16 protein-coding genes are annotated in these 14,366 nt (G+C 68.4%); 5 read left to right on the forward strand and 11 right to left on the reverse strand.

Annotated features, from left to right (window positions below):
- Nucleotides 1-76 precede the first annotated feature (76 nt).
- Genes OID54_RS16265 through OID54_RS16275 form a run of 3 tightly spaced genes read right to left on the reverse strand, consistent with a single transcriptional unit; the run spans nucleotide 77 to nucleotide 2,148 of the window.
- Complete coding sequence (locus OID54_RS16265; protein ID WP_329020237.1) at nucleotides 77-427, reverse strand: hypothetical protein; 351 nt, start codon at nucleotides 425-427, stop codon at nucleotides 77-79.
- Nucleotides 424-1,761: a hypothetical protein gene (locus OID54_RS16270; RefSeq protein ID WP_329020239.1), complete on the reverse strand. Its 1,338-nt coding sequence runs from the start codon at nucleotides 1,759-1,761 to the stop codon at nucleotides 424-426. Before OID54_RS16270 ends, OID54_RS16265 begins: the two co-directional genes overlap by 4 nt.
- Nucleotides 1,762-1,767: 6 nt before the next feature.
- Nucleotides 1,768-2,148 (reverse strand): hypothetical protein, encoded by a 381-nt coding sequence (locus OID54_RS16275; RefSeq protein WP_329020241.1) that lies wholly within the window; start codon nucleotides 2,146-2,148, stop codon nucleotides 1,768-1,770.
- Between the two features lie 351 nt (nucleotides 2,149-2,499).
- Between OID54_RS16275 and OID54_RS16280 the strand changes: the two genes are divergently transcribed.
- On the forward strand, nucleotides 2,500-3,177 hold the full coding sequence (locus OID54_RS16280; protein WP_329020243.1) for a CPCC family cysteine-rich protein: 678 nt from the start codon (nucleotides 2,500-2,502) through the stop codon (nucleotides 3,175-3,177).
- 260 nt (nucleotides 3,178-3,437) lie between these two features.
- Here OID54_RS16280 and OID54_RS16285 read toward each other — a convergent pair whose 3' ends face one another.
- The 8 genes from OID54_RS16285 to OID54_RS16320 all read right to left on the reverse strand — a co-directional run bounded on the left by OID54_RS16285 (nucleotide 3,438) and on the right by OID54_RS16320 (nucleotide 10,557).
- Nucleotides 3,438-3,692 carry a hypothetical protein gene (locus OID54_RS16285; RefSeq protein WP_329020245.1) on the reverse strand — a complete coding sequence of 85 codons (255 nt, stop codon included), beginning with the start codon at nucleotides 3,690-3,692 and terminating at the stop codon, nucleotides 3,438-3,440.
- On the reverse strand, nucleotides 3,689-5,038 hold the full coding sequence (locus OID54_RS16290) for a TRAP transporter large permease subunit (RefSeq protein ID WP_329020246.1): 1,350 nt from the start codon (nucleotides 5,036-5,038) through the stop codon (nucleotides 3,689-3,691). Before OID54_RS16290 ends, OID54_RS16285 begins: the two co-directional genes overlap by 4 nt.
- Nucleotides 5,039-5,098: 60 nt before the next feature.
- Nucleotides 5,099-5,812 carry a molybdate ABC transporter substrate-binding protein gene (locus OID54_RS16295; protein ID WP_329020248.1) on the reverse strand — a complete coding sequence of 238 codons (714 nt, stop codon included), beginning with the start codon at nucleotides 5,810-5,812 and terminating at the stop codon, nucleotides 5,099-5,101.
- 93 nt (nucleotides 5,813-5,905) lie between these two features.
- Nucleotides 5,906-6,616: a class II aldolase/adducin family protein gene (locus OID54_RS16300; RefSeq protein WP_329020250.1), complete on the reverse strand. Its 711-nt coding sequence runs from the start codon at nucleotides 6,614-6,616 to the stop codon at nucleotides 5,906-5,908.
- 14 nt (nucleotides 6,617-6,630) lie between these two features.
- Nucleotides 6,631-8,025: a 3-oxo-tetronate kinase gene (otnK, locus tag OID54_RS16305; RefSeq protein WP_329020252.1), complete on the reverse strand. Its 1,395-nt coding sequence runs from the start codon at nucleotides 8,023-8,025 to the stop codon at nucleotides 6,631-6,633.
- A complete protein-coding gene (locus tag OID54_RS16310) occupies nucleotides 8,022-8,720 on the reverse strand; it encodes an aspartate/glutamate racemase family protein (protein ID WP_329020254.1) in 699 nt (232 codons plus the stop codon). The genes otnK and OID54_RS16310 overlap by 4 nt, the downstream gene beginning before the upstream one ends.
- Nucleotides 8,717-9,547 (reverse strand): hydroxypyruvate isomerase family protein, encoded by an 831-nt coding sequence (locus tag OID54_RS16315; RefSeq protein ID WP_329020256.1) that lies wholly within the window; start codon nucleotides 9,545-9,547, stop codon nucleotides 8,717-8,719. The genes OID54_RS16310 and OID54_RS16315 overlap by 4 nt, the downstream gene beginning before the upstream one ends.
- Nucleotides 9,547-10,557: a phosphoglycerate dehydrogenase gene (locus tag OID54_RS16320; RefSeq protein ID WP_329020257.1), complete on the reverse strand. Its 1,011-nt coding sequence runs from the start codon at nucleotides 10,555-10,557 to the stop codon at nucleotides 9,547-9,549. The genes OID54_RS16315 and OID54_RS16320 overlap by 1 nt, the downstream gene beginning before the upstream one ends.
- A gap of 143 nt (nucleotides 10,558-10,700) precedes the next feature.
- On the opposite strand from OID54_RS16320, the gene OID54_RS16325 reads away from it, so the two are divergent.
- From OID54_RS16325 to OID54_RS16340, 4 genes are all read left to right on the forward strand, one after another.
- Nucleotides 10,701-11,375 carry a GntR family transcriptional regulator gene (locus OID54_RS16325; protein ID WP_329020259.1) on the forward strand — a complete coding sequence of 225 codons (675 nt, stop codon included), beginning with the start codon at nucleotides 10,701-10,703 and terminating at the stop codon, nucleotides 11,373-11,375.
- A gap of 241 nt (nucleotides 11,376-11,616) precedes the next feature.
- A complete protein-coding gene (locus OID54_RS16330; RefSeq protein ID WP_329020261.1) occupies nucleotides 11,617-12,174 on the forward strand; it encodes a DUF1062 domain-containing protein in 558 nt (185 codons plus the stop codon).
- Between the two features lie 724 nt (nucleotides 12,175-12,898).
- The gene (locus OID54_RS16335) at nucleotides 12,899-13,615 is read left to right on the forward strand and encodes a hypothetical protein (RefSeq protein ID WP_329020264.1); all 717 of its coding nucleotides are present in this window, start codon (nucleotides 12,899-12,901) and stop codon (nucleotides 13,613-13,615) included.
- A gap of 42 nt (nucleotides 13,616-13,657) precedes the next feature.
- The gene (locus OID54_RS16340) at nucleotides 13,658-14,275 is read left to right on the forward strand and encodes a hypothetical protein (protein ID WP_329020267.1); all 618 of its coding nucleotides are present in this window, start codon (nucleotides 13,658-13,660) and stop codon (nucleotides 14,273-14,275) included.
- Nucleotides 14,276-14,366: the final 91 nt, after the last annotated feature.

Raw genomic sequence — 14,366 nt, forward strand, 5'->3', positions numbered from 1 at the left:
CCCGGCAGGGTGGGCGAGGACCGGCCACCCGCAGTGCGATACGGGACACCGCCCCGGCGTGCGTGGCCGGTCTCGGTCAGAGCTCGGGGGCGAGGAGCGTCAGACGCAGGATCGCGGCGACAGCGAGCACGGCCGGCAGTGCGAACCACCAACGGCGCAGCCATTCGGCCTTCACGAACAGCCACGAGAGCAGTGCCGTCACCGCGGTGAGGGCCAGGGCGATGCCCGCGGCGATACCGGAGTTGGTGATCGCCTGCTTGTCCCAGGGGCCGTTCGGCTCCACCATGTACGCGGTGAGCACGACGAAGCCCGTCACCAGATGCCCGACGGTGAGAACGACAGCACAGAGGGCGGTCCCCAACCGACCGGCGGCCCCTGGTTGCCGCCGCTCTCCCACACCGGCCACCGGGCCCGTACTCGCACTCATTGCAGCGCCTCCTTCGCCTGGTCCAGCTTCCGGTCGAAACCCCGACCGTACGCCTGGGCGTCATCACTTTCGTAGTAGGGCCCGCCGTTGTAGCGCGCGGCGAGCTCCTGCATCTGAGCGCGGGTCATCTGCTCGGGCGGCACATCGGCAAAACTGCTCTCGGCCTTGAGCTGGGCCAGGTACTCCGACGCGATGAAGGTGTTCTTCGCGGGGTCCTTCACCGCGTCCAACACCGCGTCGCGCTGTAGGTCGGTGAGGTTGTGCGGGTCGTACCCGAGCACCTCGGCCGCCCGGCGGACCTGAATGGCCATGGGCCCCAGCGAGGTCCTGTCCGGGTCCTCGCTGCCCGGAAGGATCTTACGTCCCTCGTAGGCGGCGTCGTCGAGCCAACCGGGGTCACCCGCCACCTCCTGCCACGCGATTCCCGCGACCATCTCGGGCGGTAGACCCGAGTCAGCGGCGGCGGCCCTGATCAGCTCCTTGTTGGCGGTGATGTATCCCCGGCGGTCCTCATCGGAGGTGGACCAGAGCCAGTAGTTGTTCCCCTGGCCCTCCGGTAGACCGTCCACCCGGTTGGCGATGCGCATCAGCGTCTCGGAGATCACCACCTTGTCCCCGACCGTTGGGATCGCGTCGACCTTGGGGCCCGCCCCCGGCAGTCGGACGTGCGGATTGTCACGGGCCTCCCGGGCCTCTGCGCTCAGGGGTCCAAGACCTCTCAGGAACTTCTCCGGGTCCGCGATGGTGCCCTGGTAGTCGGGGATCGACTTGTACGCGGCCTTGAGGTCCGCGACGCACTTCTCCCTCGCCTCGGACTCGACGCGCAGGGCGTCACCGTAGTGATCCTTGGTCTGGTTGTAGTACCGCTCGGCCTCCTCCTTGATCGCATCGAGGTCGACGGTCAACTCCGCGAAGAAGTCCCCCACTCCGGTGGTGCCCCGCAGGTCCTCCCACTGACGCAGCGGCTCCGCGGCCCGCGCGGTCGGAGTGATCGCCGTGGCCTCACGAGACATCACCTCGGAGAGCCTTCCCTCGGAGGTCTTGCCGCTCGTGTAGTGCCCCTTGGCGGTGGTCACCGCGTCCGCGTACAGGCCAAGGGCTGACGACGCCTTGCGGAACGCCTCCGACAGTGCGTCCGCGAGGCCCTTGCTCTCCTTCAGTCGTTTGACGTACAGATCACGCGCTTCGCTCTCCCACTCCACCCCGGTCGCCTTCCGAAAGGCGTTGTCAGTCGACTCGATCAGGGTGTGGAGTCGCCTGAACTCGGCGGCATTACGGTCGATGAGGGTCGGATTGGCGTCTTCGAGGAATTCGACGTCCGCACGGTAGGCCACAGTCGCTCACCGGTCCTTCGGCGCGACGTAACGCCCGCAGTCGAGCATCGCGTTCATCTGCCCCTGGATGCCCTGGTCCACGGCCGTGTAGTCCTCGCTCGACGACTTGAGCTTGGTGGACAGCGAGGCGAGGAGTACGACCATGTCGCTGTACTGGTCCTTGGCGAACCTGGCGAAGGTGTCGACGTTCGACGCAACATCGGTGTGTGCGCGCGGGGCACGACACATCGTCCCGTTCTCGCCGTCCATCCGGCCTTCGTAGAGCAGGCCGGCGATCTCCATCAGCAGATGCGAACTACCGTCGATGGACTCGGCATTGGCCAGGTATCCATCACCGGAGGCGCCCCCACTGGAACGTCCCTCCGCAGGCACCCGGTTCAACCTCATCTGAACCGCGCCTTCTTGGCGAGCAGCGGCGGCAACTGCCTTTGATTCTGCCCATTCCTCTTCGAATGACAACGTTTCCTCCCCCGTACGACCCACCTCTGATGAAGCCGGTGCACCTGACGACTTCCAGCCTGCCATGACTCATTCTTCAGGAGGGACGGAGTTTTGCCAGGAGGGCCGAGTGCCCGGCTGATCGCCCACCCGTACCGGCAGGAGCAGTGGGAGAAGCACTGCCGGTCGAGTCGGCACGCAGGAAGACGCCCACGGCACCCGGGCTCGCTTCAGCTTCGGCGCAACTCGTGCCCGGAAAACCAGGTCGCCGCGGGTCTCTCGCCAGGCCAGACTGCACCGGTGGATACCCGTCGGCCCTGCCCCTGCTGCGGCCATCTCGTCTTCGACATCGCGGACGGATGGCCCGGATCATTCGTCATCTGTCCGATCTGCTGCTGGGAAGACGATGCCTCGCAGCTGCGCTGGCCGTGCATGCCGGGTGGCGCCAACCGCGTCTCACTCATCGAGGCCCAAGGGAACTTCCTTGCCTACGGCGCCTGTGACCAGCACGGCAGACGCTACACACGACCGTCGGCGGACGATGAGCCGCTTGATCCCGACTGGCGCCCGATCGACCCGACCGTGGACTTCTTCGAGCACTGGCGGAGCGACACCCATCGCCCCTGGCCTGCCGACCGGTCGGTGCTGTGCTGGTGGCTGCCGCTCTTCTGGGGGCCGGCTGAGGAGCCGGAGGAAGTGGTGGCCCACACCGTGGTGATCGATGTCGGGGCGGTCGACAGTGACCATCGCCTTCATGACGTACTGAGGCGGGAACTCGGCTTCCCGGCGTTCTACGGCATGAACTGGGCGGCGTTCTGGGATGCGATCACCGGCCTCGTCGAGATGCCCAGGCTGTTGCGCTTCGTCCGCTGGGCGGAACTGGAACGTCGAGCACCGCTCGCTGCGACCGCGCTCCGCGAGCAGTTGGCCAGGTACGAGGAGACGGCCCGGGAGTTCAGCGTGGTCTACGACCAGTAGCTCCGGGCTGTCGACCGTCCCCAAGGGGCAAGCGCCACCTCACCCAGGCACTGCTCCGAACAGCTCTCGAAACGGCAAGGTCCCGTCCGATCGAAACGATCGGACGGGACTCGTGAACCACCTACGAGCCGACCCGCGAACGGCCCCGCAGTCGGATGCCCGGGGAAATCCCCTGTCCATGAGCAGGATCGGGCCACAGTCGGACCATCCCGATCAGGCCCGCCCGTCCTTCTGCTCGAACACCGGGCACAACCGTCGCGTCATTCCCCCCACTCGCTCGCCTTCTCCTTCCCCTCCGCCGTGTAGAGGAGCAGGAAGGCGAAGATGCCGGCGAGGCCGGCCAGGATGCAGACGATGTCGGTGACATCGGTGCCGAACATCGTCATCAGCCAGGCGGAACCGACGGCCATGGCAACCGTCTGGCCCACGACCACCACGATTCCGCCGATCAGAAAGAGCGCGACGAGAGCACGGGAGGCGTTCAGGCAGATCGTGTACATCTTGGTGCTCCTCATCCGGGAATCCATATCGCACCCATCACCATCAGCACGCCCATGACGTAGGAAGGCACCAGGTAGTAGAGCGTCACCGGAACGAAGATCCGCACCGGGTTGATGGAGGCGATGCCCGCTGCCACGTACAGCGGTGCGGCGCCCGGGGGCGAGCAGCCCTCGGACGAGGCCCACACGATGATGGCGGCGAAGGCGATGTACGGCGGAACGTCGGCCGCCATCAGCGCGGCGAAGGCGACAGGCCCGACGGCCGCGAGCGTGGAGGTCGTGTTGAGGGGGCCCGCGACGATCACCACGATCAGCCCGACGACGAGTGCCGCAACAATCTGCGGCACGCCCTCCAGACGCTCCAGATAGGGGGCGAGCTGTTCGCCGATCCCCAGGGTGCTCAGCACATTGGAGGCGGCGAAGGCGGAGACCATCGTGACGCCGATCAGCCCGAGTTTGGGGCTGATCTCCGACAGCAGCGTCCACCATTCCCCGCCGCTGCTCGGCAGCGAGCGCCGTTCGACCACCAGTCCGGCGAGCAGCATCACCACCGGCAGCCAGACCAGCAGCGGCACGGCATCGGAGACGTCCAGTCCCCCCAGCCGGTCGCCAATGAGATCGCTGCTCGGTGAAGCCGTCAGCACGATCGGCACCGCTATGGCGGCCAGTACGACCAGCGAGGTCCAGCCGGCCGCGAAGGACTGGCGCAGCGGATGGATGTCCTCGGGCGCCATCGCGCCCACGCCCCGCCGTTTGACGATGACGTAGGCGATGACCAGCCGCATCGCCACCATCCAGGCGCCCACGACGAAGATCGTGCCGACCACGTCCTCCGCCTTGAGGACCGGCAGTACGGTCGGCGCCGCCAGCAGGATGAAGAAGGCCCCGCTGAACGGGAAGGTGGCGCCGACGCCCGCGTTTCCGGCGAGCACCAGTGCCGCGGTCTCGCCGCTCGCCCTGGAGCGTTTCATCCAGGGAATGGTGATGGATCCGATGGTGGCCACGATCGCCGCGCCGTTGTGTGCGACCGCGCCGAAGAGTCCGGCCGAGACCGTCGCCGCGTAGGCGGAGCCGCCCTCACGGCGACCGAGCATCGAGCTGAGGATGTCGATCATCCGCTGCACGAGCCCGGTTCGCGTCAGCAGTTCACTGACGAAGACGAAGGCCAGTGCGGCGAAGGTGATTTCGGACTTCAGCCCCTGTAGGAGGCTCTCCCAGGCGACGCGCGGCGCGTCCGTGCCGGCGAAAGCGGCGCTGACGAGGAAGCCGATGACCATGGCTTCGCCGATGTTGCGTTTGACCCCTACGTTCCACACGATGATGGCCCCGATGAAGGCGACCAGTGCGAGTATCGCGTTCATCGGCGTCTCCTGCGACGGGCGGGACAAGGAGCGGTGGGCGTGCCTTCGGCCGCGTACGGCTCAATCCAGTGGCAGTGCTTCCAGTCCAGCTCTTCGGTAGGCATCTCCCGCCTCCTTCCCGGTGAGGAACGTGTGCAGAGCACGGGCCTCGGCCCGCTCGACCGCCGCGGTGCCCAGCGCCGCTGACAGTTCAGTGAAGTGCTGGGCCCCGTCCGGCAGCGGCCCCACCACTCGGGCCTGGGGCACGAACAGCAGTTCGCTCAGCTGCTGTACGGCCAGATCGGCCCTGCCGTCGACCACGGCCAGCGCTGTGAAGCCCTTCTCCACGACGGTGGCCCGGGCGTTCACCTCGTCCGCTATGCCGAGCCGCTCCAGCAGCCCGGCGAAGTGGACCCCGCTGGCCCCGGTGCGCGAGTAGGCGACCGAGCGCGCCGAGCGAAGCGCGGCAACCAGCGCGTCGACCGTGTCGATGGCGGGCGGCTCGGCGCCGGGTGGCACGGCCAGACCGATCCCGACCCGGGCGATGCTCCGCACCGAGGTCCGGTCGATCACCCCCGCCTCGCACAGTGCCGGGAACGCACCGGTCACTCCGACCATGACCTCCGGCCGGGCGCCCTCCTCGATCCTTCGCAACAGCACGTTCGTCGGGTCGTAGACGGTGTCGACGGCCGTTCCGGTCTCCGCTGTGAACGCCGTGAGAACGATGTCATCGAGGGCCCTTTTCACCGCCAGAGCGCTGAAGAGCGACACCGTTTGCGGTTTTTCCGCGGACATCTTTGTCCTTTCACAAGGGTGGGGGAACGGGTGCTCCCGGGCGCATGTCCCGCGGTGTCCGTTCGGGTTCCCCGGGCTGATTGGGGGGGTGGGTCAGTGGGTGGCGGGGCGCAGCGCAGTGCGTTGGGCCTCGGTCAGCGGGCTGGTGCGGGCGCCGCGCAGCAGGAGGAAGAGCTTCGCCGTCTCCTCGATCTCCTCGGCCATCTCCAGGGCGCGATCCAGGTCGGCCGCGGCGGCGACCGGTCCGTGGTTGCTCAGGAGGAGCGCCGCATGGTCTTGGGCCGATGCTTCGACGGCGCCGGCCATCCGGCTGTCGCCGGGGGCGAAGTACGGCAGCATCGGGAGGGTGCCGACGCGCATCGCGTAGTAGGCGGTCAGCGGCGGCAGGACATCGTGTCGATCGAGTTGGGCCAGGCAGGAGACGGCCGCCGCGTGTGTGGAGTGGGTGTGCACCACGGCGCCGGCGTCCGGCCTGGCTCGGAGCATCGCGGCATGCAGGAACGCCTCCTTGGAGGGCCTGGGTCCGCCGACATGGGCTCCGTCCGCGTCGATGACCGAGAGTTCCGCGGCGCGCACGGTGGCCAGACTCGACCCCGTGGGGGTCACCAGGATGTGCTCACCGGCGCGTACCGAGACATTGCCCGTGCTGCCGTGTGTCAGGGAACGGGCGGCGATGGCTCGCGCGGTGGTGATGAGGCGGCCCCGCTCGGCATCGTCGCCTCGCCCGCTCAGGTCGCCCTGCCCACCCATGTCGGCTCGCCCGCTCAGGTCGCCCTGCCCACCCATGTCACGTCGACGGCTCATGTCATCTCGCCCGCTCACGGGGAATCCGCCCGTTCCGCGGGGGACGCGGAGGCGTCGAGGAGCAGGCCGGGGCCACCGAAATTGCCGGACTTGAGCAGTAGCGCCAGGGGGCGATCGCCCAGCGGATGGATCCATGGCACCCCTCGTGCGGCCTCCGCGCCGACGTGTGCGCCGGTGACCCCGAGCGCGGCGACGACAGCGCCGGAAGTCTCGCCTCCGGCGGCGACCAGTCGACTCACCCCGCGCTCCACCAGCCCGGCTGCGACAAGCCCCGTCGCTTCCTCCAGCACGGCGGCCGACCGCTCCACCCCCAGCACCCGCTGTACCTCGCGCAGTTCCTCGGGGGCGGCCGAGGAGTACAGGACAGGTGCGCCACCACCGCTGGGGAGTGCGTCGTACCAGGCGAGAGCGGCATCGGCGAGCGCCATGGGATCAGGTGTCGCCACCACATCCAGGTGGTAAGCGGGTCTGCCCGCGTCAGTGAGTGCCGTGAGCTGCTCCAGGGTGCGGCGCGAACAGCTCCCGCTCAGTACGGCGGCCGACCTGCCCACTGCCTCCCAGGTGTCCGGGGCCTTCGTCTCGGCACCGGTCTCCTCCCACCCGGCGCCCGGTGGGTGACCTGCGCGTTCCTCGGCATGTGCGTGCGCCAGTCCGGCAGCCAGTCCGGCGGCGCCGGCGACGAGCGGCGAGCCGAGGGCGGCCCGGCCGAGCGTGCGTAGATCGCTCTCGTCGATGCCGTCGGCGAGGACATAGCGCGCGCCGCGCGCCCCGGCACCCGCCAGCGCGGCACGTACCGCCGCCTCGCCCTCCCGTACCGTTCCGAGCCCGATCAAGGCCACCTGCTCGCGGGTCTGCGACCGCAGCAGCCTGGGCAGATACGAGTCCCTCATGGGGGTCACCGGGTGGTCGCGCATATGCGATTCGCCGAGCAGCAGCTCGTCCACGAACAGATAGCCCTGGTACTGGGTGCGCAGATGTTCCGGCGAACTCGGTGTCAGCGGCACGGTGTCGGCGCCCGTCGCCTCGGCCAGCCGGTCCAGGACCGGACCGATGTTGCCGCGCGGGGTCGAGTCGAAGGTCGAGCAGAACTTGAAGTAGATCTGCCCCGCGCCCTGTTCGCGCAGCCACTCCAGCGCGCCCAGGGACGAGGCGACCGCGTCAGCTACGGGCACCATGCGGCTCTTCAGGGCGACGACGAGTGCCTCGTGCTCGGGCAGCCGGGCCGCTTCGGACCCGTACGCCCCTTCACTCGTACGGTCCGGCACACCGAAGAACAACAGGGTCCGCAGTCCGGCGCGGCGCAGTGCCACAGCGACATCCGTCGCGCCGGTGAAGTCGTCGGCGATGACCCCGAGCGGAGCGGGCCCGCGGGTCCACGCCGCCAGGGGTGTGTTGTGTCGCTGGTTCACAGGGATCCCCCGGTGAGTGTCGAGCGCAGGGCTGCTGCCGCGGCCCGGGGGCCGGAGACGACGGGCACCCCCAGCGCGGTGGAGAGCGGCGCTGCCGCGGGTGCCAGCGAGTACTGGGCGAGCAGTACCGCATCGGCGTCGGCGATGTGCGGCAGGCACGCATTCCGCAGCGCGTCGAAGAGCGCGGAGATGTCCCCCTCGCGGGCCGCGTCGAAGGCGGCGGGAGCGACCACGCCGATCGGTTCGGTCGCCGAGCCGGCTGCCACGGCGGCGGCCGTGAAGCGCGTCACCGAGTCCCGCATCGCGGCCTCGAAGGAGGCGAGCACCAGCACTCGACCGCCGCCCGATGACAGCGCCAACGCCTGCTCGAAGGCCGCCTTGTCGGGCGGGAGGAGCGGAACCGGGGTCTCGACCGTTTCGGTGACCGCGCCGTACAGCGAACAGGTCAGCAGCACTCCGTCGGCCCCACCGGCCAGGGCGTGGCCGATCAGTCGGCCCATCCGGTCCACGAGGGTCGGCGGCAGCGGGCCGTCCTGAGGCGCATCGGCCAGCAGCCGATCGTCCAGCAGATTCCAGGGCTCGGCCGCTGGGAACTCCTCGGCCAGCCCCGCGACCGCCGGGGCGATGGCGGTGGGAGTGGCACTGATCAGTGCGATCCGCGGTGCGCGGGCGCGGTCCGCCGCTCCCCCGCTCATCGGGCTCTACCCTCTGCCATGGTCACCGCTGCTCCGGCGTGCTCGGCGAGCCAGGAGAGACCGTTCACCGTGCCGTTCGCCGGGCGGTATTCGCAGCCGATCCAGCCCGGGTACGAGGCGTCCAGCAGGGTGCCGAAGACCCGCTGCCAGGAGATCTCGCCGCTGCCCGGCTCGGTGCGGTCCGGTGGGTCGGCGATCTGGATGTGCCGCACCCGGGGCAGTTGTTCGCGCAGCGTCGAGACGAGGTCACCCTCCTGGACCTGTACGTGGTAGAGGTCCAGGAGCAGTCCGATCCCGTCCCCGCCGAGCGCTTCCACGACCGCGGCGGCCCGCGCCTGGGTGTCCAGCAGGAAGCCGGGCACATCACGGGCGTTCTGTGCCTCCAGGACCAGACACACACCCGTGCCTCGCGCCCGCTCGACGGCCCAGGCCAGATTGGCGACGAAGGTGGCGAAGGCACGGTCGTGGCTGACGTCGGCCGGCCGTACACCACCCAGTACATGCAGAAACTCGCTGCCCAACTCGACGGCGTAGTCGAGCCCGCGCTCCAGATCGGTACGGAACTGGTCGGTACGGCCGGGCAGACAGGCGACGCCCGCCCGCTCAGGTGAACCGGGCTCGCCCATCGGCGCATTGATCAGCACCTGGTGCAGTCCGGCGTCGGCCAGGCGCCGACGCAGTCGCGCGGCCGGATACGGGTAGGGGTCGGCGTACTCGACGGCGGTGAAACCGGCGGCGGCAGCGGCGTCGAAGCGTTGCTCGAAGGGGACTTCGGTGAACAGCCACTTGAGGTTGGCGTCGAAGCGCAGTCCGTTCGGCGCCCGCATCAGCGTGCTCCGGCGCCGACGCTGGCGCAGTCGGGGTTGACCAGGTGCTCCGGGGTGCGGCCGGCGAGCAGTTCGATCACCTGTCGGGCGGCCATGGCGCCGGATCTGGCACGGGCCTCGACCGTGGCGGCGCCGATGTGTGCGGTCACCATGACGCTGTCGAGGGCGCGCAGCCTGCTGTTGGCGGGCAGTGGTTCCTGCTCGGCCACATCCAGCGCTGCGCCTGCCAGCCGGCCCGCCTCGATCGCGTCGGCGAGGGCGTCCTCGTCCACGACTCCGCCCCGAGCGGTGTTGATCAGATACGCGTCGGGCTTCATTCGGCGCAGTGCGACGGCGTCGATCAGATGTCGGGTGGTCTCGTCCAGCGAGATGTGGAGGGTGAGGAAGTCGGCCTCGGCCAGTACGTCGTCGAGGGAACGCGCCTGAACGCCGGTCTCCTTCAGGAAGTCCTCGTCCAACCAGGGGTCATGGGCGACGACCCGCATGCCGAGGGCGAGTGCCGCGCGGGCGACGGTCTTGCCGATGGAGCCGAGGCCGACGACCCCGAGCGTCGTACCGTGCAGTTCTCGGCCGCTCTCCTGCGTCCAGCCGCCACCGCGCACGGCGGCGAGGTTCTGCGGGATGCGCCGGGCGCAGTTCAACATCAGCGCCAGGACGTGTTCGGCAACCGATACGCGATTGGTCCCCGGGGTGATGGTGACCGCGACTCCATGTCGGGTCGCCGCCATGACGTCGATGTTGTCGTAGCCGACGCCGCAGCGGCTGAGGATGCGCAGTCCGGGTGCCGCTTCGATGACCTCGGCGGAGAACGAGTCGGTGCCGGCGACGACGCCCGCCACATCCGCGACGCACTCCGCCAGTGTGGTCCCGGCGGCCTCTCGGTCGACGCGCCGGGCGAAGACCGTCTCCAGGCCGGCGTCCCGAAGGATGCGGTCGACCGCGCCACCGGGCTCCAGATACGGCGTTGTCACGAGTACACGAAGCGCACGTTCCTTGGGGGGCTGCGTCATGAGGGTCCTCTGCGTTCTGCGGGGGCACGGCCAGTGAGGCTCGGACTATAGTATAGGATTTGTTAAATCACTATAGCGATGCTGTTACGGGTGATCGAGAGGAAGAGGGCCCGCGTTACCATCGGGCGACAAAGGAGACTCGTATGGCGACGCGCCCGTCCGATCGGCAACCCTTGGCCGATCAGATGTACGAAGTGCTGCTCGGGCAGTTCATGGACGGACTGTGGTCACCGGGCCGGCCGCTCAACATCGGCGCACTCTCCCGCGAGCTGAACGTCAGCCAGACCCCCCTGCGAGAGGCGCTCGCCCGGCTCGAACACACCGGCCTGGTACACCGCGAGGCACTCAAGGGCTACCGTGTCGCCCCGCTCTTCAGCGAAGCCGAGCTGATCAAGCTGATGGACGCAAGATTGGTGCTGGAGCCGGCCCTCACCTACGAGGCGGGCCGTCGGACCACCCCCGAGTTCCTCCAGGAGGTCGCCGACAGCATCGAGGAGTTGCGGGGCTGTACGACGGGAGGCGGCTCGGTACGTGCCTATCTGTCGGCCGACGAACGCTTCCACTTCCTGATCGCCAAACAGTCGGCCAATCCCTTCCTGGAGTCCGCCTACCGCTCGCTGAGCGGCCATGTGCAACGCTTCCGGCTCTTCGCCGAACTCGGCTCGTCCGACGCGGAGTCACCGGCGCGCGACCACACCGCCATCTACGAGGCACTGGCCGCGGGCGATGCCACGGTTGCCGCCGACCGGATGCGGGAGCACATCGAGAACGCGAAGGCACGCGCCTTGAAGGACCGTCAGGCCGTGTCGGGCAACTGACGCCTCTGCCCCACCAGGGCTCCCAGGATTGGGTGTTGACGAGTCGCTCGGCGTGGGCGGCCAAAAATCAGTGGAGCCGTGCCCCCGTGCGACGCTACCGTGCTGCCGCCCGCAGTCGCCCTGTCAAGGACGTGCCGTTGTACACCAAGTGAGAACCCCCGAGCGCTGAACCGTCGCGCGTCGCACCTGTGCGCCGTGCTCCTTTTCGCTGCGGTCTTCTCACTGGAACCGGTGTGTTTCTGTGTCCAAAACCTGGGTGGTTGTGCCCACCTGCCTGCCCATAGTTCTCCGCCGTTGCCACAGGTGCGCCTCAGGGCGCTTCCGAGCGAACGGCAAATTCCGCGTCAACGCGAACCACAAGCTCCTTGACGCCTGGCTCCTCGCGCTGTGCACGGTGTGCGGGGACACCACCAAGCTCACCGTCCTGGAGCGGATGAACGTACGTTCCGTACGACCTGAGCTCCTGCACCTGCTCCACGGCAACGATCTCTGCCTGGCGGCTGGACTACTCCAGGACCCGATCGTACGGCGCCGCAATCGCATCGCCCTCGACTGGGACAACGCCTGGCACCTCGACAGCGGCGGGCCGGATCAGCCGCATCGGTCGGAGGGTGAGGCGATCGAGGTCTCGGTCCGTTTCGCCGCGCGGATTCCTGTGCGGCCGGTGCGACTGATCGCGGAGGGCTTCGGCTTATCGCGAGCCGAGACCGAGAGACTGATCACCGAGGGGAACCTCGTATCGACAGTCCGTCTGAGCGGCAAGCTCTCGGGCGACTTCACCTTCACGCTCAAGCGCTAAGCCCTTCCGAGCCCAGGGCCTGTCCGGCAGTATCCGATCCACCGGACAGGCCCTGGGCCTGAGCTTCCGGCGTGGTGAGGTGCCGGGCCTGACCTGGAGCTCCACACACGTTTTTTCGGAAGCGACGCGCAAGGCGCTGCGGAAGTGGGGCAGGCATTTGGGTGCCCGCCCAGAGGGAACCGAAGTATTTGCTGTGCTTTCCCGCCGCGCAACGCCAAAGAGCCCCTGTCGGATCTCCCCGACAGGGGCTCTGAGCCGCGGTGAGGCGTTCACGAGCGCCATTGACCTGGGCCGATAGGGCGGCCTGGAGATCGATTCCCAGGTTGCTCATGATCACTTCCCAAGGGAGGCCGGTTCGGCCTTAACTTTCCAATGCCCGCGACCCTCGCCGTCCCCCGCCTGCCTCGGCCTCACATGATTACGAACCGGACATCACGCGACTACGCCGAAGCCTTGCCCGCGAAAGGGGTACCTTGCCGAATGGTCCTGGGACGGTCATCGAGTCCCTCTCTGTCAGCCTTGGGTGAGACTTCCCGCTTCGGCAGGTGAGCCTGAGAGGGCACCGACAGGAGACCCACCCCGTCATGACCAGCACCAAGCCCGCCTGATCCGACCCGGACGTCACCTTCGGTCCACAGATCTCGACGACTACTTTTGGCCCGTGATCAAGGCATGAGTACGCATGCTCATGCGCCCCATGTGAGCGTGTGGCAAAGATTGATCTATGCCATCAATTCGCTTCACTGCGTCCGTGGTCATAGCGGCTGCGGCCTCCCTCGCCCTGACCGCCTGCGGCACCCAGACGGCCTTATCCACATCCACCACCCCGGTCGGCTCCCAGGTCTCCGCCTCACCCGCCCGGCAGCCCACCGAGAAGCAGTTCCTCGACATCCTCAACAAGTTCGCGCGCGAATGCTCCCCCGACGCCCCCAGCGGCAGCGGCGCCGCACCAGATCCCGGGACACTGCCCGGCGGCATCCCCAGCGGTGTAGCCCCCCGCACCGACAAGCCCGCCGGGACACCTGACGCGAACGGCGACATACCCATCCCCGTCGATGAGTCAGGTGAGATGCCCGACAAGCCCATGCAGTCCGGCCCACCACAGGAAGTCGAACTCGGCGAAATCGAAAAGTGCGCCGCCGCCAAGCACGCCGAGCGCCTGACCACCAAAGCAGCCGGAGAGCCGCACACCACCTACAGCACACTTCAGCAGACCATTGTCTCCGCCGGATACCGTACCGACCGCATCCACAAGATGCCCGACCTCGGCGGCGACCCGCGCGCCCGAGTGGACCTTCGGTTCATGGGCTCCAGCCTGGCAGTGGAAGTCATCGGCACCGGAACAGGCGTGATCGCGGAACCCTTCGGCGCCCCCGCAGACGAGAGCGTGTCCGTGACTGAGGTGAGGCGGAAGCCGAACCTGGACGCACCGTCCTCCTGAACTGCGAGTGAACCGTTCCGGGGTCGGTGGAGACTCAATTCCGTGAATGGTCTCAGGCTCCAATGCCCGGCCAGCGGCCCCTCGCCCGGCGTGGCATGGCCGCGCTTCAACCAGGTCCACCGCATCCCGGCACCCCGGCCGGCCATGGTGAACCTCACCAACAGGCGGGCCACCACCGCACACACCGCAGCCAAACCCACGGTTCCGATCTCCCAAGGCGAACGGCTGCGGCCTCTGCCGGAAAAGGAGCTGCCACGGATCTGCCAGAAGCCCACGATCACTGTCCGCCCCGGTGACCTCGGCAAAATGGACAAGTTCCGGCAGGACCGCCACTACCTCCACCCCACCTGGCAAGCCGCCTACCGGCCCGAGCGGGCAAACATCGAGGGCCTCAACGGCAGAGCCAAAAGCCACGGCATCGACATCTCCAACCCCGCAAAACGGCTCGCTCACGGACGGGTCGCGCAGACCACCCTGCTCGCGCTGATGATCTGCAGCATCAACCTGCACATCCTCTTCACCTGGCAACAGACCACCAGCGCAGGAGCGGCCACCACCACTCACGAAGGCCCCACGCTCACCGGACCTACACCACGGCCGCCCGACGCCACAGGGTTGCCTCCTCCCACGGGTCGGTCCGAGACCCGCGCGATGGCCTGAGACCTCAACACCACACCGAGATCCCGCCCGCCCGCCGGCAGCCCCAGAACGCCCCACGCATCCGAACCACCCCGAACTTCAGGCCATCGGC

This window comes from Streptomyces sp. NBC_00690, from assembly GCF_036226685.1.
In the GTDB taxonomy this organism is placed as follows: domain Bacteria; phylum Actinomycetota; class Actinomycetes; order Streptomycetales; family Streptomycetaceae; genus Streptomyces.